Origin of the sequence: Natrinema pallidum DSM 3751, assembly GCF_000337615.1 — an archaeon.
Classification (GTDB): domain Archaea; phylum Halobacteriota; class Halobacteria; order Halobacteriales; family Natrialbaceae; genus Natrinema; species Natrinema pallidum.
Genome location: NZ_AOII01000034.1, coordinates 49,538 through 70,265, shown reverse-complemented (window position 1 = coordinate 70,265; position 20,728 = coordinate 49,538). Strand labels below are relative to the sequence as shown.

23 protein-coding genes are annotated in these 20,728 nt (G+C 65.9%); 17 read left to right on the top strand and 6 right to left on the bottom strand.

Going from position 1 to position 20,728, the window contains the following annotated elements; all coding sequences use genetic code 11:
* Nucleotides 1–286: 286 nt before the first annotated feature.
* On the top strand, nucleotides 287–562 hold the full coding sequence (locus C487_RS04875) for a hypothetical protein (RefSeq protein WP_006184574.1): 276 nt from the start codon (nucleotides 287–289) through the stop codon (nucleotides 560–562).
* 32 nt (nucleotides 563–594) lie between these two features.
* On the opposite strand, the gene C487_RS04870 is transcribed toward C487_RS04875, so the two are convergent.
* The gene (locus C487_RS04870) at nucleotides 595–1,623 is read right to left on the bottom strand and encodes a tyrosine-type recombinase/integrase (protein WP_006184573.1); all 1,029 of its coding nucleotides are present in this window, start codon (nucleotides 1,621–1,623) and stop codon (nucleotides 595–597) included.
* Nucleotides 1,624–1,755: 132 nt separating this feature from the next.
* Between C487_RS04870 and C487_RS04865 the strand changes: the two genes are divergently transcribed.
* From C487_RS04865 to C487_RS04820, 10 genes are all read left to right on the top strand, one after another.
* Nucleotides 1,756–3,072: a DNA polymerase Y family protein gene (locus C487_RS04865; protein ID WP_006184572.1), complete on the top strand. Its 1,317-nt coding sequence runs from the start codon at nucleotides 1,756–1,758 to the stop codon at nucleotides 3,070–3,072.
* Nucleotides 3,073–3,210: 138 nt separating this feature from the next.
* Nucleotides 3,211–4,506 (top strand): J domain-containing protein, encoded by a 1,296-nt coding sequence (locus C487_RS04860; RefSeq protein WP_006184571.1) that lies wholly within the window; start codon nucleotides 3,211–3,213, stop codon nucleotides 4,504–4,506.
* A gap of 107 nt (nucleotides 4,507–4,613) precedes the next feature.
* On the top strand, nucleotides 4,614–5,138 hold the full coding sequence (locus tag C487_RS04855; protein ID WP_006184570.1) for a helix-turn-helix domain-containing protein: 525 nt from the start codon (nucleotides 4,614–4,616) through the stop codon (nucleotides 5,136–5,138).
* Between the two features lie 69 nt (nucleotides 5,139–5,207).
* On the top strand, nucleotides 5,208–6,074 hold the full coding sequence (locus tag C487_RS04850) for an alanyl-tRNA editing protein (RefSeq protein WP_006184569.1): 867 nt from the start codon (nucleotides 5,208–5,210) through the stop codon (nucleotides 6,072–6,074).
* A gap of 151 nt (nucleotides 6,075–6,225) precedes the next feature.
* A complete protein-coding gene (locus C487_RS04845; RefSeq protein ID WP_006184568.1) occupies nucleotides 6,226–7,464 on the top strand; it encodes a mandelate racemase/muconate lactonizing enzyme family protein in 1,239 nt (412 codons plus the stop codon).
* 223 nt (nucleotides 7,465–7,687) lie between these two features.
* The gene (locus C487_RS04840; protein WP_006184567.1) at nucleotides 7,688–8,341 is read left to right on the top strand and encodes a bifunctional 4-hydroxy-2-oxoglutarate aldolase/2-dehydro-3-deoxy-phosphogluconate aldolase; all 654 of its coding nucleotides are present in this window, start codon (nucleotides 7,688–7,690) and stop codon (nucleotides 8,339–8,341) included.
* Nucleotides 8,342–8,513: 172 nt separating this feature from the next.
* Entirely contained in the window at nucleotides 8,514–9,602 is a 1,089-nt protein-coding gene (locus C487_RS04835) for a S1C family serine protease (protein ID WP_006184566.1), read from the top strand.
* Between the two features lie 164 nt (nucleotides 9,603–9,766).
* The gene (locus C487_RS04830; protein WP_006184565.1) at nucleotides 9,767–9,943 is read left to right on the top strand and encodes a protein translocase SEC61 complex subunit gamma; all 177 of its coding nucleotides are present in this window, start codon (nucleotides 9,767–9,769) and stop codon (nucleotides 9,941–9,943) included.
* Entirely contained in the window at nucleotides 9,943–10,380 is a 438-nt protein-coding gene (locus C487_RS04825; RefSeq protein ID WP_006184564.1) for a transcription elongation factor Spt5, read from the top strand. The genes C487_RS04830 and C487_RS04825 overlap by 1 nt, the downstream gene beginning before the upstream one ends.
* Before the next feature lie 252 nt (nucleotides 10,381–10,632).
* Nucleotides 10,633–11,439, top strand: coding sequence for an alpha/beta hydrolase (locus C487_RS04820; RefSeq protein ID WP_006184563.1), 807 nt, complete (start codon nucleotides 10,633–10,635; stop codon nucleotides 11,437–11,439).
* Nucleotides 11,440–11,530: 91 nt separating this feature from the next.
* Here C487_RS04820 and C487_RS04815 read toward each other — a convergent pair whose 3' ends face one another.
* The gene (locus tag C487_RS04815; protein ID WP_006184562.1) at nucleotides 11,531–11,818 is read right to left on the bottom strand and encodes a DUF7565 family protein; all 288 of its coding nucleotides are present in this window, start codon (nucleotides 11,816–11,818) and stop codon (nucleotides 11,531–11,533) included.
* Nucleotides 11,819–12,105: 287 nt separating this feature from the next.
* Here C487_RS04815 and C487_RS04810 point away from each other — a divergent pair, with 287 nt between their 5' ends.
* Nucleotides 12,106–12,858: a PHP domain-containing protein gene (locus C487_RS04810; RefSeq protein WP_006184561.1), complete on the top strand. Its 753-nt coding sequence runs from the start codon at nucleotides 12,106–12,108 to the stop codon at nucleotides 12,856–12,858.
* Here the strand turns inward: C487_RS04810 and C487_RS04805 are convergent.
* The 3 genes from C487_RS04805 to C487_RS04795 are packed head-to-tail and all read right to left on the bottom strand — an operon-like array spanning nucleotide 12,855 to nucleotide 15,530.
* Nucleotides 12,855–13,328 carry a Mut7-C RNAse domain-containing protein gene (locus tag C487_RS04805; protein WP_083864495.1) on the bottom strand — a complete coding sequence of 158 codons (474 nt, stop codon included), beginning with the start codon at nucleotides 13,326–13,328 and terminating at the stop codon, nucleotides 12,855–12,857. The two genes, C487_RS04810 and C487_RS04805, sit on opposite strands and share 4 nt — an antisense overlap.
* Nucleotides 13,329–13,338: 10 nt before the next feature.
* Nucleotides 13,339–15,090, bottom strand: a complete 1,752-nt coding sequence (gene polX / locus C487_RS04800) for a DNA polymerase/3'-5' exonuclease PolX (protein WP_006184559.1) — start codon at nucleotides 15,088–15,090, stop codon at nucleotides 13,339–13,341.
* Nucleotides 15,090–15,530, bottom strand: a complete 441-nt coding sequence (locus tag C487_RS04795) for a DUF5788 family protein (RefSeq protein ID WP_006184558.1) — start codon at nucleotides 15,528–15,530, stop codon at nucleotides 15,090–15,092. Before C487_RS04795 ends, polX begins: the two co-directional genes overlap by 1 nt.
* Nucleotides 15,531–15,740: 210 nt before the next feature.
* On the opposite strand from C487_RS04795, the gene C487_RS04790 reads away from it, so the two are divergent.
* The 3 genes from C487_RS04790 to C487_RS04780 all read left to right on the top strand — a co-directional run bounded on the left by C487_RS04790 (nucleotide 15,741) and on the right by C487_RS04780 (nucleotide 18,704).
* On the top strand, nucleotides 15,741–16,697 hold the full coding sequence (locus tag C487_RS04790; RefSeq protein WP_006184557.1) for a rhomboid family intramembrane serine protease: 957 nt from the start codon (nucleotides 15,741–15,743) through the stop codon (nucleotides 16,695–16,697).
* 70 nt (nucleotides 16,698–16,767) lie between these two features.
* Nucleotides 16,768–17,559: an endonuclease V gene (locus C487_RS04785; RefSeq protein ID WP_049907945.1), complete on the top strand. Its 792-nt coding sequence runs from the start codon at nucleotides 16,768–16,770 to the stop codon at nucleotides 17,557–17,559.
* A 179-nt stretch (nucleotides 17,560–17,738) separates the two neighbouring features.
* The gene (locus C487_RS04780) at nucleotides 17,739–18,704 is read left to right on the top strand and encodes an SDR family oxidoreductase (RefSeq protein WP_006184555.1); all 966 of its coding nucleotides are present in this window, start codon (nucleotides 17,739–17,741) and stop codon (nucleotides 18,702–18,704) included.
* Nucleotides 18,705–18,729: 25 nt separating this feature from the next.
* On the opposite strand, the gene C487_RS04775 is transcribed toward C487_RS04780, so the two are convergent.
* Nucleotides 18,730–19,308 carry a DUF7097 family protein gene (locus C487_RS04775; RefSeq protein ID WP_006184554.1) on the bottom strand — a complete coding sequence of 193 codons (579 nt, stop codon included), beginning with the start codon at nucleotides 19,306–19,308 and terminating at the stop codon, nucleotides 18,730–18,732.
* Nucleotides 19,309–19,412: 104 nt separating this feature from the next.
* Here C487_RS04775 and C487_RS04770 point away from each other — a divergent pair, with 104 nt between their 5' ends.
* Together C487_RS04770 and C487_RS04765 are read left to right on the top strand one after the other, a co-directional pair.
* Nucleotides 19,413–20,087, top strand: coding sequence for a CPBP family intramembrane glutamic endopeptidase (locus C487_RS04770; protein WP_006184553.1), 675 nt, complete (start codon nucleotides 19,413–19,415; stop codon nucleotides 20,085–20,087).
* Between the two features lie 85 nt (nucleotides 20,088–20,172).
* Nucleotides 20,173–20,547 (top strand): DUF192 domain-containing protein, encoded by a 375-nt coding sequence (locus tag C487_RS04765; RefSeq protein WP_006184552.1) that lies wholly within the window; start codon nucleotides 20,173–20,175, stop codon nucleotides 20,545–20,547.
* Nucleotides 20,548–20,728: the final 181 nt, after the last annotated feature.

Genomic DNA, 20,728 nt, shown 5'->3' with positions numbered 1-20,728 from the left:
TGAGAGATATATAAATCAAATAGAGGGTGCTGTTTTCAGCCGTCTCAGTGGCTCAGCCAGGAACTCTATGGGGGTAAACACATGCAATTATTGAAAAGTGTGAGGAAATCGGTGGGTCCCACACCACCGACCTATGAGCAGTCGCCCCTCAGAAATATGGAAGACAACGATGGGCGGTCATCAGTGACAAATCTCGCGCCCTATACTAACGAGCGCAAAAGGTCCCACTTAAACCCCAAAGTGTGGCGGGCGTTGATTATTTCCCCCTCCGTTGAGAGGCGTCTGTATGGTTGACTTTCATCACTTATCACCCGAAAATGAGCGCGCAAGTGAAGCGGTCAACGCCGTCCGCGCATATCTCGAAGGCGACGACTACGATAATCGGTTCACCATCGTTGAAACCGACGACGGGTATCAAGTTTACTGGGGTGACACTGATAAACTGACTGCGGAGGACCTAACCACCGTGCAGAACGAATACGGGACCGACAAAACGGGTCCCGACGGCGAGGTATTTGTCACAGAAGGAACGGAAGACAAGATTCGAGATATAGCCGAGTAGAAAGAACTGTAGTCCGTGGGCGGCGCGCGAAGTTAGTTTGACCCGTCGAAGAAATCCCTCCGCTGTTCCGCCTTCTCCTCCTCACTCCGCTCGTCGTAGTGTCTATCCAGTGTTTTCATCGAAGCGTTCACCCTATCACCGACGGCTTTCTTCGGAACGTCGTTCCGTAGCCAGTACGTGATAGAACCGCCACGAATCGCGTGGGGTCGGGTATTGTACGGACAAGTGACGTAGTTATCGTAACTTCCCGTATGGTCGCACTCAAGCGGGTCCCTATCCGCGGGACACCCGCGTGACGTATAGCATGGCGCTGTCACGCGATAAATACGCTTATTGAGATTCTGTTTACTCATTCGTCCGTACTCTGAACTGAACAGTGGACGGCGACCGTAGTCGTCCTCAACGCGGACACGCTGATATTCAATATAGTCCCTGACGACGCCCTCTGTCTCCGCGTCAAGCGTGACGACGCGTTCGCCGTCCTCTCGGTTCTTCAAGCGGGTTCCCTCGTCGGGGCGGTGACTGACGGATAGCGTCCCGTCCTCCGCGTTAAAGTCACCTACGTCGAGACTGTGAAGCCCGCTCATTCGCATAGCAGTGGTCCACTGGAGTTTGAATAGAACGTGGTCCATGCTGGCGTACTCGAACCGACTGAGGTAGTCGAGTATCGTCTGTGCTTCTGATTCCTCAATGTGTTCGTCGTTGTGGTTTTCCCCACGGTCGAGATTTGGGACGTTGATTTTCTCGGGGACAGCGTGGGGGACAGCATCAACAGACACACAGAACCGCATGAACGACCGTAGGGCGGAAAGGTTCGTCCGCAACGTTACCTTATTGATTCCCTCACTCCGCCAGTTCTTGAACCGAGTGAAGTCCCGTCCCGTGATTTCGTTAAGGTTCTCCACTCGTGTTTCGTCCGCGTCTGCGCCTTCGCACCAGTCTACAAATTTCCCGAGTTGATAGCGTTTTGCGCGGACTGAATTAGGGGATAACTCCCCGTCAATGTCTTCACAGTACAGTTCTAACGCCTCGCGTGGTGTGATGGGTTCGAGTTCGGTCATCGTCGTTGGATTCCGAAGCCCCAACGCCGTTCGGTCTAAAACGTGTCTCCGCATGCCGCGAGTGGACACACCGCCGTGGGTCCCGCTGAATCGTGGTGAATCCACGTGACTTTGGACGATTATACTCACGGGGTGAGTCCCGACCGCGAGGACCGCATCGTCTGCCACGTCGACGCCGATTGCTTCTACGCCGCCTGCGAGCGACTGCGCGACCCCGACCTCCGCGGCGAGCCCCTCGTCGTCGGGATGGGTTATGAGGCGGGGGAGACGAACGGTGCGGTCGCCACCGCCAGCTACGAGGCCCGCGAGTTCGGCGTCGAAAGCGCGCAGGCGATTTCGACGGCCCTCGAGCGACTCCCGAGACGCGCGGCCTTCGATACCGGCGAGATCGATGATCCCGACCTCGAAGGCGGCGGGCAGCGTGCGCCTGCTGACTCGAGCGAGCGTCAGCGGGCGCGCGAGGAAACCGGCTACTACCGGCCCGTCGATATGGAGTACTACGAGTCGGTCGCGGCCGACGTCCGGGAAATCCTTCACGACTGCGCCGACGTCGTCCGCGAGGTGAGCATCGACGAGGCCTACCTCGACGTAACCGAGCGGACCGCCTGGGAGGTCGCGGACGGCTTCGCCCGGCACGTCAAGGACCGCATCCGACGGGCGGTCGGCGTCACCGTCAGCGTCGGCGTCGCACCGACGATGAGCACGGCCAAGATCGCCAGCGATTTCGACAAGCCCGACGGACTCACCGTCGTCGAGCCCGGCGATGTTCGAGCGTTTCTCGCGCCGCTCGCCGTCGACCAGCTTCACGGCGTCGGCCCCGTGACCGCCCGCGCGCTTCGCGAAATGGGCCTCGAGACGGCGGGCGACGTGGCCNCCGCCGATCCGGGGCCGCTGGTCGACCGCTTCGGGGAACGCGGCCGGGAACTGTACGACCGCGCCCGCGGCGAGGACGAGCGCCGCGTCGAGCCGAAAGGCGACCCCAAGAGCTTCTCCCGCGAGTCGGCGTTCGCCGATCCCGTCGAAGCGCCGACCCCGAAGTACGACCTGCTCGAGACGCTCGCGGCGGCCGTCGCCGACCGTGCTCGACGGGAAGGCGCGCTGTACCGAACCATCGGCGTCAAGGCCGTCACGCCGCCCTACGACGTCAACACGCGCGAGCGGTCGCTACCGGGTCCGGTCGACGACCCGGCGCTCGTCGATCGCATCGCGCGGGACCTGTTCACCGAGTTCGAGGACGCACCCGTCCGCAAACTCGGCGTCCGGGTCGCCAACCTCGAGTTCGCGACCGCCGATCAGGCGAGCCTCGAGAGTTGGGAGCGGGACGCGGACGGGACCGGAACCGAGTCCGACGCGGTCGCCGCCGACGACGGTTCGGGGTCGGATGGAAATCCCGACGACGATCGCGGGAATCGGCCGCCCGGACAGTCGGCGCTCGCGGATTTCCGGTGAGCGATGGCCGGCCATCGTCGCCGGCCGAACGGCCACCGTCTTCGAGCCGCGAGACGGCGTCCCGAATCGGAAAGAACGCTGAAATTATAACCCCACCCCGACAATCACTACAGCAGACCACATCGTCCGTCTGATTACATGACAGAGGATTTTTACGACCTTCTCGAGATCCCGCCCGACGCCTCCCAGGACGAGATCAAAGACGCCTATCGCGATCAGGTTCGCGTCTACCATCCGGATCTGAACGACGACGATCGCGCACAGGCGCAGTTTACTGCGGTACAAACGGCCTACGATATTCTCGGCGATCCGGTCGAACGACAGGCCTACGACCGACTCGGCCACGAGGACTACGTCGCGAAGCGAACCAGCGGCCTCCCCTCCCCCGACGTCTGGAAGAGCGACGACGACGGTGACGACGACTCGAGCGGCACGGAACTGAGCTATTCGGAATCGGAAACGGCCTCCGCGTCGGCGTCGACCGCGTCGGCGACGGCCGGCTCGGCGGCGTCCGGATCGAGAACCGGCGGTCGGTCGTCGGCGACGAACGGCTCGAGCGGATCGGGGACCGCGACGGCCTCGGCCGGTACTGCGAGCAGCGCCTCGAACGCGACCGCTTCCGGAACCGGAGCGGGGTCAGGGGGTGCCGGTGCGGGCGCGAACCGTCGAACCCGCGAGCCGAACGCTGGGACGGCCGGTGACACCGGGCGGTCCAGCCGGTCCACGGCTGGCTCCGGATCGGAGGCCGACGCCGGCGTCGGGAACCCGCTCGCGCGCTGGTGGCGGCGACAGAACTTCTCGCTGCCGCTGCTCTGGCTTTCCGTCCTCGTTTATGCGGCCGGCCTCGGTCACTTCGGTCTCGAGAACGCGGCCGCGCTCGGATCGCTCTGGACCGAACTGCTCGCGACCGGTGCCGATCCGGCCGGGATCGGCACTGTGCTGACGGAGGGTCGCCACGGGCTCGAGACGACGGTCGCGTTCGTTCGAGGCGTCGAGTTCGTGACGCCGCCGCTCGAGCAACCGCTGTGGTACGGCGCGCTGGCGGGCCTCGTCGCGCTCACGCTCTTTTCGCTGCTCGCCGTCCGGGTCGGCCGTCGAGAGACCACCTGGGGTCCGCTGACGATCGACGAGACGATCGTCGTCGCCCTCGCCCTCACGGTGGCAGCGACGCTCGTCGGCGGCCCGTTGCTGGCCGGTGCGGTGCTTATGCCGTTGCTGTTCGGCGTCGTCGTCCGCCACACCAGACGCGGACGGGGCTGGACGCCGTCCTATCTCTACGTGCTCCCCGTCTTCGCGCCGCTCGCCGGCTTCGGTGCCGTCACGGCCGGCTATACGTCGCTTCCGGTCGATCTGGTCGCGTTCGTGGGCCTCCCGCTGGTCGGCGGCCTGTGGCTCCCGCTGCGGGTGACGATCATGAAACGGCTCGGTCGGTGACTCCGAACCGCTTCCGTCGAGGGGTCTCGGGCCCGTGTTCCGAGTCGACGCCCCGCGAACACACACGGTACCGAACAGTTGAAATGCGACAGATGCCAAACGCTCGCATGGCCAAATACTCGACCGGTTCGTCCGGTAGCGGCGGCGGGACGAACTGCGAACTCTGCGGTGCCGAGAGCGATTCGCTGACGCTCGCATCGGTCGCGGGAGCCGAGCTCGAGGTCTGTCCGGACTGCGCGCCACACGACGATTCCGAGACACGTGGCGAGGATCGAACCCGGGATCGAAGCGACCGCGCGTCGCCTTCCGACGACGAACCGAGCCGCAAGCAGAAGGCGGCCCAGAACGTCGCGAAAGCGAACCCGGTCTGGGACGGCGACTCCGAACACTGGGAAAGCGAAGGGACCAACTACGACGACGACCCGCTGCCGTATCTCGTCTCGGATTACGGCGAGGCGCTCGTCGAGGCACGCCGGGACGCGGGCCTCCAGCGGGAGGAACTCGCCGACGAACTCGACGCGCCGACGAAAGACGTCCTCGCGATCGAACAGGGACGCGCGACGCAGGCCGGGGTCGGCGGTGGCCTGATCGACGCCCTCGAAGATCGACTGGACGTGACCCTCGCGGAGTAACCGACCGCGCTCCGTCGGTGCCGGTCTCGGCGAGCAGACTTTTATTCACTGCCGACGGAATCAACGGCAATGACCGGCCAACGGGCGGCGACGGAGCCGTACGCGACGCGATTCGAGACCGAAGTGACGTCGATCGACGGTCGACGGGTCCGACTCGAGCGCAGTCACTTCTACGGCGCGAGCGGGGGACAGCCGGCGGATCGGGGGACGATCGGCGGGATCACGGTCGCGGACGTCCGGTTCGTCGACGGGGAGCAGGTGCACGTACTGGCCGAGGAGCCGTCAGTTCGACCGGGCCACCGCGTGCTCTGTTCGGTCGACTGGTCCTTTCGGATGTACTTTATGCGAGCCCACACCGCCAGTCACGTTCTCGTCGGGGCGGCGCGGCGACTGTTCGAGGACGCGACCGATGCCGGCCTCGAGATCGGCACGGAGACGGTTCACGTCGACCTCGAGACGACGGCGACAGTCGACGACGAGCGATTGGTCGAACTCGACGAGGCGGTCAACCGCGTGGTCTGGGAGTCCCGGCCGGTGTCGTGGGACGACGTGCCGCTCTCGCGGGCGCGAGATCGTGAGGAGGTGGCGCTCGACGCCGGGGCGGACGCCGCGGTCGAGGGCAAGCGGGTCCGACTCGTCACGATCGAGGGCGAGAACGACCGGCGAAGCGGGTCCCGTCTCGCCGGTGCGAACGGCGCGGCGACCCCGTGGGACGTGTCGGCCTGTGGCGGCACTCACGTCCGAAATACCCGCGAGATCGGTCCCGTCACGGTATTCGGCAGTTCGACACCCACCGAAGACGTGACCCGGATCGAACTCGCCGTCGGTCCGCAGGCGATCGCGCGACGAACGGCGGAGAAACGGGCCGCGTTCGCCGCGACGGCAGCGCTGGATGTCGCTCTCGAGGACGTCGCTGCCGAACTCGAGCGGCCGTAACGGCGGCCGCAGTCGGTGGGTGTCTCTCGGGAGAGCGACGAACCCGTCGCAAGCAGTGGATTCATTGCTCTCGACCCCCCCTATTGTAAGCAACCGGGATCGGTCCGGAGAAGGTATAAACTATTACTACCTTCGGAGTGAATTTCCATCCATGGGAGTCGATTACTCACAGCTACACGACCCGAACGCCGAGTACACGATGCGGGACCTCTCGAGCGAGACGATGGGGGTCTCGCGCGAGCGCGGCGGCGGTCGGGACGTCGAGATCACCGATATCCAGACGACGATGGTCGACGGCAACTTCCCGTGGACGCTCGTGCGGGTCTACACCGACGCGGGACCCGTCGGCACCGGCGAAGCCTACTGGGGTGCCGGCGTCCCGGAACTGATCGAGCGCATGACGCCGTTTCTCGTCGGCGAAAACCCGCTGGACATCGACCGGCTGACCGAGCATCTCGTCCAGAAGATGTCCGGCGAAGGCTCGATCGGCGGCGTCACTGTCACCGCGATCTCGGGCATCGAGGTCGCCTTACACGATCTGGCCGGCAAGATCCTTGGAGTGCCGGCCTATCAGCTCCTGGGCGGCAAGTACCGCGACGAGATGCGGGTGTACTGTGACTGCCACACCGAGGCGGAAGCCGATCCCGAGGCCTGCGCCGACGAGGCGGAGCGCGTGGTCGAAGAACTGGGCTACGACGCCCTGAAGTTCGACCTCGACGTGCCGAGCGGTCACGAGAAGGACCGTGCGAACCGTCACCTCCGGAACCCCGAGATCGAACACAAGGCCGAGATCGTCGAGAAAGTCACCGAGCGCGTCGGCGACCGCGCGGACGTCGCCTTCGACTGTCACTGGACGTTCTCCGGCGGCAGCGCGAAGCGTCTCGCGAAGCGACTCGAGGAGTACGACGTCTGGTGGCTCGAGGACCCCGTGCCGCCGGAGAACCACGACGTACAGCGCGAAGTCACGCAGTCGACATCGACGCCGATCACCGTCGGCGAGAACGTCTACCGGAAACACGGCCAGCGCCGCCTGCTCGAGGAACAGGCGGTCGACATGATCGCGCCGGACATGCCCAAGGTCGGCGGCATGCGCGAGACACGCAAGATCGCCGATCTGGCGGACATGTACTACGTCCCGGTCGCGATGCATAACGTCGCCTCGCCGGTCGCGACGGTCGCCAGCGCCCACGTCGGCGCGGCGATTTCGAACTCGCTGGCCGTGGAGTACCACTCCTACGAACTCGGCTGGTGGGCGGATCTCGTCGAGGAGGACGTCATCGAGGGCGGGTACATCGAGATCCCCGAGGAGCCCGGATTAGGCGTCACGCTCGACATGGATGTCGTCGAGGAGCACATGGTCGACGGCGAGGAGTTGTTCGACGAAGCGTGAGCGTCGTCGGGCCCACCGAGCCGAGTTCGGCGGTGTTCGGCGGCGTATGCTGTGTCGAACCGCTTCCCGGCCGAAGAGCGAACGCCATCGGCGGGCGCTTACTTCGGCTATGAGTAAATCTCTTGTCGACGGGACGCGCATGTCGTGATACGATGAACCATCTCACTGGGATGCGGCCGGCGATCGAGCACCGGACAGCGGCCACCATGGGAGGGGCAGACGAATGACCGAGACCGAGACGGTTAGGGACCGAATCGTTGATGGCGGCGTCATCGCGGTCCTCCGCGGTATCGACGAGGAACAAATCGTTCCGGTCGCCCGGGCGATCCACGACGCCGGGGTCGATGTGCTCGAGATCACGGCCGACGGGACGCGTGCCGTCGAGCGGATCGCGGCCGTCGACCGGGAACTCGAGGATACCGACGCAGTCGTCGGCGCGGGGACCGTCCTCGACGCGGCGACCGCACAGTCCGTGATCGACGCGGGCGCGTCGTTCGTCGTCTCGCCACACGTCGAACCGGCGGTGGTGCGGACGTGTAACCGACACGGCGTCCTCGTCGCGCCCGGCGTCATGACGCCGACGGAGGCCGTGACCGCGATGGAGGCCGGCGCGGACCTCCTCAAGCTGTTCCCCGCATCGACGGTCGGGCCGGATCACATCGGCGCACTCTCCGGGCCGCTGGGTGACATCGACATCGTTCCGACGGGCGGCGTCTCACGGGACAACGTCGCTGACTTCTTCGACGCCGGCGCGGCGGCCGTCGGTGCCGGCGGTGCCATCATCGACGACGCGGCCGTCGATGACGGCGACATGGATCGCGTTCGAGAGACCGCAGCGTCGTTCGTCGACGCGGTCGAGGCGGCGCGTAGCGAGTAATCGAACGCCGACGCGGCGGACCCGTTCGCCTCCCGCGAGTCCGTGAGACGACCAACTGCTGGTGCTGGCGGCCGTTTTATACCCCTCGTTGGGGTGGAAGATGGGCGTGACGCCAGACCCAGATCAGCGTACTCGCAGACGGATACTCGGCGCGGTCGGAGCGACCGGAGCCGTGGCGGCGTTCGGTCTCGGCGGCACCGGGGCCGGCACCGTTCAGAACGAAACCGCCGACTCGAACGCCACGGCGGGCGATGGAAACGATATCGACAGCCCATACACGGAAACGTATCGCAACAGCATCGACTCCGTCGTCCTCGTCACCGTCTCCGGGACGGGCAGTGCTCCGGGCGGCGGTAGTGGCGGACTCGGTTCCGGATTCGTCATCGACGATCAGCATCTCGTGACGAACAACCACGTCGTCGCGAGTGCGAGCGACGACGGGATCGAAGTCCAGTTCAGCAACGAGGAGTGGCGCGCCGCGTCGATCGTCGGCACCGACATTTACAGCGACCTCGCCGTCCTCCGCGTCGAGGACATGCCCGACATCGCGACCGGGCTCTCGTTCCTCGAGTCCAAACCCGTCATCGGACAGGAAGCGCTCGCAATCGGTAATCCGCTCGGACTCGACGCATCGGTTTCACAGGGGATCGTCAGCGGAATCGACAGATCGCTCCCCAGCCCCACCGGCTTCTCGATTCCGGCCGCGATTCAGACCGACGCACCGATCAATCCCGGTAACAGCGGCGGCCCGCTGGTGAGCCTCGAGGGGGAGGTGCTCGGCGTCGTCTTCGCCGGGGCCGGCCAGACGATCGGCTTCGCGATCGCCGCGGTGCTGGCGAACCGGGTCGTTCCCTCGCTCATCGAGGACGGCACGTACGAGCACCCGTACATGGGGATCGGGGTCCAACCGGTCGGCCCGGCGATCGCCGACGAGATCGGGCTCGAGGAAGCCACCGGCGTACTCGTCATGGAGGTCGTGCCGAACTCGCCCGCGGATGGCGTCCTCGAGCCGGGTCGGACCGGTCAGCCGGGCAGCGGCGACGTGATCGTCGCCATCGACGGCACGGAGATACCGACGCAGGAGCAGCTCTCGTCGTATCTCGCCCTCGAGACCTCGCCGGGCGACACGATCGAACTCGAGGTCGTCCGCGACGGCGACCGGCAATCGGTCGAACTGACGCTCGCCGAGCGGCCGGCGGCGGAACTGCCGCGGACGCCGATTCCGGGCCGTCCGGGCGAGCGGCCGCCGCTGGAGCCGTGACGGGGGCATCGAGAGGCAAGCCGCGGGTGGGGCCGGTCTATCTGTACTCGGCCCGAACACGGGAGCGCCGGCGTCTACGCGCCGTCGTGATCGGTCGCGTAACGGCCGTGCTCTGCACGGACACGAAAGACAGATAAAAGACGCCGCGCTGTGAATAGACATATATGGACGTTCCGTACGACCTCACCTCGTACGTTCGAGTGCTGAAGATGGCGACGACACCCTCTACTGAGGAGTTCCTCCAGGTATCGAAAATCGCCGGGGCGGGTATCCTGCTGGTCGGCCTTATGGGATTCCTCATCGGCGCGATCATGCTGCTCCTGCCCGGTGGTGGCGTCTAATGGGTATCTTCGCTGTCAAAACGACGGCGAGCCAGGAGCGGACCGTCGCGGACATGATCATCAACCGCGAGGAGTCGGAGATCCACGCCGCACTCGCGCCCGACTCGCTGACCTCCTACGTCATGGTCGAGGCCGAAGGCGACGCGGTCCTCAATCGCGTTCTCGAGGACATTCCGCACGCGCGGAGTATCGTCCCCGGCGAGTCGGACATTTCCGAGGTCGAACACTTCCTCTCGCCGAAGCCGGACGTCGAAGGGATCGCCGAGGGCGACATCGTCGAACTCATCGCCGGTCCGTTCAAAGGTGAGAAAGCGCAGGTCCAACGGATCGACGAGGGCAAAGACCAGGTGACGGTCGAACTGTACGAGGCGACGGTTCCGATTCCCGTGACGGTGCGGGGCGACCAGATTCGCGTGCTCGATTCCGACGAACGGTAGTTCGCCAGCCACCAACCCGATCCGTTCCATCGCGGATCGGCCCCGACGACTCAGTGGGTGTCTCTTCTCGACTCGTTTGCCGCAACCACCGCTCCGTGGCAGCGCGTTTCGCAGCGCTCTCGAGTCCGCACGAATCGAAAGTCCGGTTCGACCGTTCGCATACGTCTGTCAATATAGCACAATACAGGTAAAAATTATTACAATACGTGTCGAAAGATAGTTCGTTCGCAGCAGATACGCGAACGGTATCCAATGCCAGCGAACGAACATACGAATTCGACCGCAGCGAACAGTGATTCGACGGCTCGCGTCTCGAGACGGCGGCTTCTCGGATCGGCGGCGGCGACGATCGTCGCGAGCGCCGGCGTGAGCATCGCGTCGGGATCGGTTGCCGCCGACACCGACGGGATCGCGGAACTCGACTTTCGGGACGGCGTCCCCGACGTCACCGATGCGCCCCAGGACGTAGCCGAGGTCGTGTTCAAGATCCACGGGTATACGAGTTCGTCGGACAGCGTCGAGCGGGCCGCGACGTTTCGGGAGACGGCGAGAGCAGTCGGCTACGACGAAGCCGTCACAGCGGTTACCTGGGACGACAGCGGGCTGCCGACATCGGCGATACAAAGCGCCAGGGACACCGGCGACCTGTTCGCTACGTGGCTGGGGGACTACACCGACGCGAACCCGTCGACGACGATCCGTATTCTCGGACACTCGATGGGCGGCATCCTCCAGTTGGAAACGCTTGCGGCCATCGACGGGGCGTTCACGGTCGCGACGGCGGACAGCATCGGCTCGTTCGAGGCGTCCGATGCGCCCTGCGAAAACGGCCCCTTCGCCGATGCCATCCGGATGTCGGCCGGCGCGGTTCACAACTACTACTCGACGAACGACGGCCTCGCCAAACTGGGGAGCGGCCCGGCGGACTGCGACGGCGGGTCCAGCGACGACGCTACGCCAGCTAATTACGACGATATCGACGTGAGCGATGCGGTCTCCGATCACTCCGCCTACCGCAAAGAGACCGGCTGCGTGTCGGCGATCGTCAACAACTACTGAGGCGGCGATCACTCGGTCGTCCGTTCCCGGCGACGACAGTGCCGACCCGCTCTCGCCGTCCCGAAAGCGGACCCGACGACCGAGCGAACCGCTACCGCTTCAGTTCCGTCGCGATCGCTTGCATGTCCGCTTCCGACTCGATCTCCTCGAGCAGTTCTTCGCGCTCCCTGACAGCCTCGGAACTGGCACCGTAGGCGCGAACGTACTCGGCGCGGCTGTGTTCGGTGAAGGCGTGTCGAATCGCGAGGTAGCCATCGGGGACGACGGTCCCACAGACCTTACACTCACGACGCTGGTGTTTCGTCGCCTGATGGACGACGGCCGACTCGACGTCCTCGAAGACTGCACCACAGCCGTCGATCCCACATTCCCAGGCCATTCGTTACGGACACTCGAACGGCCCCCCTAATGATCCTTTCGCAGCGACGCCCCCGACCAGAAACCACCCCTCAGAAACCGCTCGGACGGCGCGTTCACGCGGGCGTGATGTAGCGCGGACGCGTTCGGAACACGGCGTTCTCGGTGCAAGCGCGAACCGGTTGGTCGGTCCGCTCGATCACGGTCCCGTCGGCCGGATCGACGACGCGAGCGGGGACGCCCTCGGGCGGTCCTCGAATCAGAATTCATAACCCGGCTGTCCCGGAAGTAGTGATCGTGACCGATGGAGTGACGTTCCGAATCGACTGTCACGTGAAGGTGCTGGACGAGACGGTCGTCGAACGGGCCAAACGGGCCGGTCTCGACGCCATCGTCTACGCACCCCACTTCACCCGCCTCCCGGAAATTCGTGACCGAGCGGCCGCCTACTCCGACGACGACCTGCTGGTACTCCCCGGCCGCGAGGTGTTTACCGGCCCGTGGTGGGACCGCAAACACGTCCTCGCGATCGGGCTCGAAGCGCCCGTTCCGGATTTCATTCCGCTCGAGACGGCGATGGCCGAGTTCGACCGGCAGGACGCGACGGTGCTCGTTCCGCATCCCGAGTTCGCGAACGTGAGCCTTAGCGAAGCGGATCTACGGGCGTACGCGGACACGATCGACGCCGTCGAGATTTTCAACCCGCGGCACTTTCCGCCGGACAACCGACGTGCACGCGAACTCGCCGACGCGCTCTCTGTGCCGCCGTTTACCTCCTCCTATGCTCACCTTCCGCGCTCCGTCGGCGTCGCCCACACCGCCTTCGACGCGGCCATCGAGAGCGAGGCCGAGTTCTGCGCCGCACTCGAGGACGGGATCGCCCGCCGCGTCGTCTACGACAACGGCCTCGATCGGTGGGCGACGACGGCCGCGGAACTCGGCCACCTCGTCTACGAGAATACCTGGAAGAAGATCGATCGCCTTTTCCTTTCGGGGACGGAGCCGACCCATCCCCACCATATCGCCTACGACGGCCGGTTCGACGACGTCGCCGTCTACTAACTGCGGACCCTCGAGAGCGTCTCCGCGACCCGGTCCCAGTGGCTCCCGCGCCAGAAGTGCTGGCCGCAGTCGCGACAGCGCCACACGTCGACTGCCGACGGCTCGGGCGCGTACTCCGGCGTCGACGCAGCCCGCTCGACGGGTTCGAGCGGACCGTTACATCGACCACAGATGCCGGGATCGGCCGCCAGCGCGAGGTCGAGTCCCGCGGCGTCGAGTTCGGCGAGTTGCTCGTCGACGGCTCGGGATTCGAGCAGGATCGACTCGTCGGCACGGTTCGCGAGGGCGACGTCTCGAGTGACGAGCGTCCGGTCCTCGTTTCGAGCGACGGCGAGGAGATCGTCGTCGGCCTCGAGTCCGCGCTCACCAGCGTACGCGGTGTCGTAGTTACACATCCGCAGGTACGAGACGAGGCCGCCACACATGACATCGAGGAGGATGCGCGCCGGATCGGGGCGAGATGCGGGCATTCCGGCTCGGTTAGTGGAGGAACTCGCGGAGGTCGGCGAGTTCCCAGGCGTTGATCACGTCATCCGATTCGGCCCAGCCGCGGCGTGCCGTGTGGACGCCCCAGCGCATGTATTCGAGCGTCGCAGGTCGGTGAGAGTCGGTGTTGATCGCGATCGGCGCGCCTTCCTCGAGAGCGGCCTGGACGGCACTGCCCCAGAGGTCGAGTCGGTGGGGGTCGCTGTTGACCTCGAGCGCGGTGTCGTGTTCGGCGGCGGCCGTCCCGAGCGCGGCCGCGTCGAACTCGAGGCCGGAGCGCTCGTTGAGCAGGCGGCCGCTGGGATGGCCCAGCACGTCGACCGCCGGGGTCTCGATCGCACTGACGAGTCGGTCGGTCGCGGTCTCGGCGTCCTGTCCGAGCGCGCTGTGGGTCGACGCGACGACCACGTCCAGCGCCTCGATCACCGCCTCGGAGAGGCCGATCTCACCCGCGGCGTCGACGTTGGCTTCGATCCCGGCGAACACCTCGATCTCGGCCTCGGCACCCACAGCACGGATCGCGTCGACCTGCTCTAAGATTTCGGTCTCGGACAGACCCATCCCGCCGACGATGCCGGGGCCCTCCGCGTGGTCGGCGATGCCGAAATAGTCGTACCCCTGTTCCGCGGCGGCCTCGACCATCGCCTCGATCGTCGTGTTCCCGTCGGACCACTCGGTGTGGCTGTGGAGGTCCCCGCGGATGTCACCGCGTGTGAGCAAGTCGGGCAGGGTCCCGGCCTCGGCGGCGGCGATTTCCCCGCGGTCCGTCCGAAGCTCCGGCGGAATCCACGGCAGTCCGAGCGCCTCGTACATCCCCTCCTCGGTCTCGCCGGCGACGCGGTCGCCGATCCGCTGATCCGCCTCGTGGTCCGCGATAGCGCTCACGTCGAAGGCCCCGTACTCGTTTAGCTTCATGCCGCGATCGATCGCGTAGTTGCGCAGGCTGACGTTGTGGTCCTTGCTCCCGGTGAAGTACTGCAGCGCAGAACCGAACTCCGCGGGGACGACCACCCGTAAGTCGACGCGGCTCTCGCCGACGCGAACGCTGGCCTTCTCGGGTCCCGACTCGATCTCGTCGTCGACGGAGTCCCACGCGACGAACCGCTCGACGACCGCCTCGCCGTCTGCGGTCGCCGCGAGGACGTCCACGTCGCCGATCGTCTCGCGCCACCGGCGGATCGAGCCGGCCACCTCACACCGGTCGACCTCCGGGACCGACTCGAGGAAGGCGAGCACGTCGTCCGCGAGCGGCCGCGCCTCGCCGAGCAACTGGCGCTGGCCGACCGTCCGGGCGAACTCGAGGTTCTCGAGGATGTTCCGTTCCGTTTTCGGCCCGAACCCTTTGACTTCTTGGACCTCGCCGGCTTCGGCTGCCGCCTCGAGATCGTCCAACGTCTCGATCCCGAGTTCGCGGTAGAGTTTGCCCGCGGTCTTGGGGCCGACGCCCTCGATGCGGGTGATGTCGGCGATGTCGATCGGCAACTCGGCGCGGAGTGCCTCGAGTTCGTCGATCTCGCCGGTTTCGACGTACTCGACGATCTTCGACGAGATGGCGTCGCCGACGCCGTCGATGGTCTCGACGGCCTCGCGATCGCCGGCCTCGATCCGATCGGCGATCGGGGACGGATGCGCACGAATGTTCTCCGCCGCACGGCGGTACGCGCGGGGCTTGTACTCGACGCCGTCGGCCTCGAGCAGGTCCGCGAACTCCTCGAATCGGGCGGCTAGTTCCGCGTTGGTTGCCATCAGCGCCCCCTCCGTGCGCTGGCGTCGTCTTCCCGTCCCAGCGCCTTCTTGAGGAAGGACAGCCAGCGCTTGCGGTCCTGTGCCTGCTGGACCTGCTGTTCGCGCTCCAGGTTCGTCGGCCCGAGATTCTCGAGGGCGTTCAACGCCCGATCGATCCCGATGATGCTCCCGGCGAGTGCCTCGCCTTGCTCGCGGCTGATCGCGCCCTCCTCGATCCGCTCGAGTCGCTCGCGTCGCTCGCGCCGCAGGTTCCGCTTTGCCTGCTCGACGCGGTCGCGTTCGCCGGACGGCACCGTCTCGCGACGCTTGATCTCGAAGACGAACGTCCGGAGGTCGATCTCCTCCCCCTGGACGGTGATCGTCTCCGGGATGTCCGCGCCGACGGTCGCGCCCTCGCGCTCGACGCGCTCGAGCAGTTGCTTGCGCTCGTACTCTTGCACACACCGATATGGGCGGCGGGGACGCAAAAATGTACAGTCCCGGCTCGGAGCGAGCGGCGACGGTGAACCGCTCCCGCTCGGGGCACGCTCACGGAACCACACGGCGTTCCACGGCCGGCTCTCGTCCCCCTCCTGAGTGGCCGGGATCGGCCGAAAAAATCCCGGCAGAAACCCCAAATCCCTTAGCGGCTCCCCACATACCCCCGATCAATGGCCAAGTGCGACGTGTGTGGGAAAGACGAAAACATGCCGTACAACTGTCGGCATTGCGGCGGCACCTACTGTGCCGACCATCGGCTCCCCGAGAACCACGACTGCTCGGGGCTGCAAAACTGGAACGATCCCCAGGGCGTCTTCGACAGCGGGTTCGACGACAACGTCAATTCGGGCGGGAGCACGTCCCGGGCCTCGAGTCTCATGAATAAACTCCCGATCGATACCGGCCCGGGCGGCCCGCTGGCGTACTTCCGCGGGAACGCGACCTACACGTTCCTCGCGCTGATGTGGGTCACGTACGCGCTTCAAGCCGCTGCCCTGATCGTTGGTGGTATCTCACTCCACCAATCCCTGTTCGTCCTCTCATCGCAGCATCCGGAGTACGTCTGGACGTGGGTCACGTCCGTCTTCGCCCACTCACCGTTTCTCCTCCCAGGCGGTAGCTTCTTCCATATCGTGGGGAACAGCATCGTGATATTCTTCTTCGGGCCGCTGGTCGAGCGCTACGTCGGCTCGAGGAACTTCTCGATCCTGTTTATCGTCAGCGGCGTCCTCGCCGGGCTCAGTCAGGTCGGGATCTCGGTCGTCCAAGGAAACCCAACTGCCGTTCTCGGAGCCAGCGGTGCCGCACTCGCGATTATGGGCGTCTTGACGATCCTGAACCCCGGGCTCAAGGTCTACCTCTACTTCATCCTCCCGGTCCCGATCTGGCTGCTGACTGCCGGCTACGCCGTCATCAGCATCACGTTCCTCTCGGGTGCTATCGGCGGTGGCGGCGGCATCGCTCACGGGGCCCACCTCGTCGGCCTCGTCATCGGCCTCGCGTACGGCCAGTACGTCAAACAGAACCGGAACGTCAGCGCGCCGAATCAGCTTCAGTTCGGCGGTGGCGGTCCCGGTGGCCCGGGCGGTCCGGGCGGCCCCGGCGGCCCCGGACGCGGCCGCTTCTGATCCGAACTCAGGGGGGTACCCGCACAACCCCGCAACTGATTTTCTCGCGGCGTCTATCACCGTCAAACAGATGCACGACCCCCGCCCCGACCTCGCACCCGACGCCGGCCTTTCGCGCGAGGAGATGGAGGCCCTCCAGCGCGAGATCGCGACCGCCGCCGTCTTCGAGGACGACTTCTCGTTCGATCCCGACGTCCTCTCGAGCCCGCTCGCGACGACCGCCAGCGGTGGCGATCCGCCAACCGTCGTCGGCATCGATCAGTCCTTTCTCACGAACGACGATGGCGATCAGGACCGCGCGCTTTCCGCCGTCGTCGCCACCCGCGGCGGCGAGGTAATCGAGCGCGTCCACGCGGTGACGCCCCTCGAGATTCCCTACATTCCCGGCCTCCTGTCGTTCCGCGAGGGCGCACCGATCCTCGCGGCGCTCGAGACCCTGTCCGTCGACCCCGATCTGTGCCTGTTCGACGGGAGCGGCCGCATCCACTTTCGACAGGCCGGCATCGCGACCCACATGGGCGTCGTTCGTGACGTGCCCAGCATCGGCGTCGCCAAGAGCCTGCTCTGTGGCACGCCCCGGGCGGACACCGACGACCGCCCGACGGGGACGACGGTCGGCATCGAAGCCAACTCGAGAGTCGACGCGCCGGACGGCACCCTGCTCGGCTACGCGGTCCAGACGCGCCAGTACGACTCCCCGAACCGGCACATCAATCCGCTCTACGTCAGTCCCGGCCACCGCGTGGGTCCCGAGACGGCAGCCGATATCGCGCTCGCGCTTTCCTCATCGTACAAACTCCCAGAGCCGGTTCGATTGGCAGACAAATACGCAGACGAAGCGAAGCAAAATATCGGCGAGTAGACTCCGCCACTGTCCACCGGCCACAGCCGGCCGTGAACCGCCTGCGGTGGGTGGGACTTTCGGCCGTTTGCTATCCTGAACCGAACGGTCGAGTCAGTCGAAGCTCATCCCAATCCGAACAGTACGGGTAGCGCGACAAACCGTCGATACTTAGGTATCGTCTCACGAACCGGTCACGCATGGCCACCGCTGAGGACGTCGAAGGGACAGACGATGACGAGCCGCGTGGCACCGTCGTCGAGGACGACCGCGGTCGCGAGACCACCGGAACCGGCGACGAAGTCACTACCGAGACAAGCGCGGACGATCGCTATACGCGCAAGCAATCGGTTCTCATCACCGGGTGTTCGTCCGGCATCGGTCGCGCGACTGCCCGCGCCTTCCTCGCGGACGACTGGCAAGTCTTCGCGACGGCGCGCACCGTCGATGACATCGCGGCCCTCGAAGAGGCCGGCTGCGAGACCCTCGAGCTCGACGTCACCGATCCCGAGCAGGTCGCATCGGTCGTCGAGAGGACCGTCGACATCGCCGGTTCGATCGATTGCGTCGTCAATAACGCCGGCTACGCCCAGATGGGACCGCTCGAGGACGTCGCGACGGTCGATCTCCACCGGCAGTTCGACGTCAACGTCTACGGCCCCCACCGGCTGACCCGCGCCGCCGTGCCGCACATGCGCGCGCAAGGCGAGGGTCGGATCATCAACGTCTCGAGCGTCGCGGGGCGGATCTCGTTCCCCGGCTCGGGCGCGTACTCGGGGTCGAAGCACGCTCTCGAGGCGATGAGCGATTCGCTGCGCGCCGAGGTCGACGAGTTCGACATCGACGTCGTCGTGATCGAACCCGGCCCGGTCGAGACGGACTTCACGAACCGGGTCGACGAGGAACTGCCCGATGACGAGCGAACGCCGGCGTACGAGTCGCTGTACGAACTCTACGACGAGGCCCAACTGATCGGCGGCGGCAGCGGCGGCCCGTTCGCCTCCGACGCCGAGGACGTCGCCGAGGCGATCCTCGAGTCGGCGACCAGTCCGGACCCGCCGGCGCGGTATCCCGTCGGCCCGCTCGCCCAGTACGGGCTATACGCTCGCTTCCTGCCCGATCGGCTGCGCGATACCGTGTACGGACTCCTGCGGAAACTGGTCTGATCACCGGTCCGTTCCCTCGAGACCCTCATCGCTCACCGTCGTATCGCTCCGCGGCCGACTCGAACCCCAGTTCCGACTGCTCGCGGCCGCGCCGCTCCTCGAGCGCCGCGATCGCGTCGGGATCGGGCGCGGCGTCGTCGGTGAGTCGCGCCCACGAGTCGTGGACTTTCGAATGGCACCACCGACAGAGGAAAACCGTGATCTCGTGGGAGAGGGACTCCTCGTCGCGGTCGTCGGCAGCCCGCGTCGCGGTCCGATCGCTCGATGGACGTCGTCCATCGGCGTAGGAAAGGTGGTGTTCCTCGAGCAGCGGGCGCTCGTCGTCGTGAGCCATCCGCTTTTCGGCGAGCCCGCAGCGAACGCACTCGCGGTCGCGGTTGCGCGAGCGGAAGTGCGGACAGTCGGCCCACGACCAGTCCGTCCCGGGGTCGACCACGGGACACTCGTAGTCGTCCGCGGCGCGCTCGCGGGCGAATTCGGGGTCGTGACCGGCGTACTCGAGAGCGTATCGACACTGGCCCTCACCGGTGAGATAGTCACAGACGCCCGCAAAGTCGTAGGGATCGTCGACGCCGACCGAGGTACCCTGCGGCGTTTTCTCCATTGTCGGTCGACCGCTCTTCGGGGACCGACCAGTTGAAGATGGCGTCCAGTTACTGCGCTCCGATGAATGAAAAATAGAATATGTTACGCCAGTGTCCATCAGCTATGGACCGACCGTCTCCGACACGACTCGCTGCCGTCGTCGTCACCGGCTGGATCGTCCTCGAAGTCACGCTGCGATGGGGGGTCGTCCTGGCTGCCGCGAGGGTCGGCATCGATCCGGGGCTGGCCGATGCCCTCGTCTTGCTCCTCGGCTTTCCGCTCATCGCCGCGGTGCTGAGCCGATACGTGCTCGAGCGAGGCCGAGAGCCGGACCGGTGGGGATGGGAGTGGACGCCCCGCTCCCTGGGCATGGGGGTCCTCGCTGCGATCGTCGGGTTCGGACTGGTCGCCGGCGCGTCGCGGCTCGATGCAGTGCTGTTCGGCCTCGACTCGGCCGCCGGTGCTCGAGACGGACTGGCGACGACGACGGCGGTCCTGCTGCTCGTCGGCAACGGGCTCGTGGTTCCCGTCGCGGAGGAACAGGTCTGGCGGGGGATCGTGCAGACGGAACTCGTCGAGGAGCGGGGAGCCGTCGTCGGAATCGGGGCAACGGCCGTCCTGTTCGCGCTCAAACACGTGATCGTCGATCTCTCGATACTCCGGCTCACGACGCTGTTAACCCTCGCCGTTCTCTTCGGGGTCGTGCGCCACCGGTGGGGGACCGCCAGCAGCACCGTGACCCACGCCCTCATCAACACCGTCTCGACGGCCGGACTCGTCATCATGGCCGTCGGCTGATCGCACGCGAACTCGATGGCGCTGTCGTCCCGCGGATGCCCCGTCAGCGGGAAGGTTTTTGCCGTCCCCGCTCACACTCGAGGGCGTGCGACTCGTCCACGATCCGGCTTCCGCGGACCCGTCCCGCGACGGGGCCGCCCGTTCCGTCCTTGCGACGACGGTCGATCTCGCGGATTCGATCGCGAGCCAGACACGCGGACTCATGTTTCGGCGGCGCGTTCCGGACGACTACGCGCTGGCGTTCCGGTTCGAGTCGGCGCAACGCCGCACCCTTCACATGCTGTTCGTCTTCGTTCCCATCGACGCCGTGTGGGTCGTCGACGACGTCGTCCAGCGCGTCGAGACCCTCCACCCGTGGCGGAGCGTGGCTCGCGAATCGGCCGACCTGATCGTCGAACTCCCCGCCGGCGCTGCGGCCGATGTCGAACCCGGCGACCGGCTCCGTCTCGAGGCCGAGTGAGCCCTCGGTTCGCTCCACCCGTCGGCCGCCGTCGACGGCGGTCCGGCGAAACCGGCCGCGATAGTTCCGAACCGGCGGTTTTAAGACACCGTGATACAATGTGACGAGATACAATGGCACATCATACGCCATCTGACGAGGATAGAGGAAGTCGGGGCGACCCGGCTGGGCGTGAAATTCT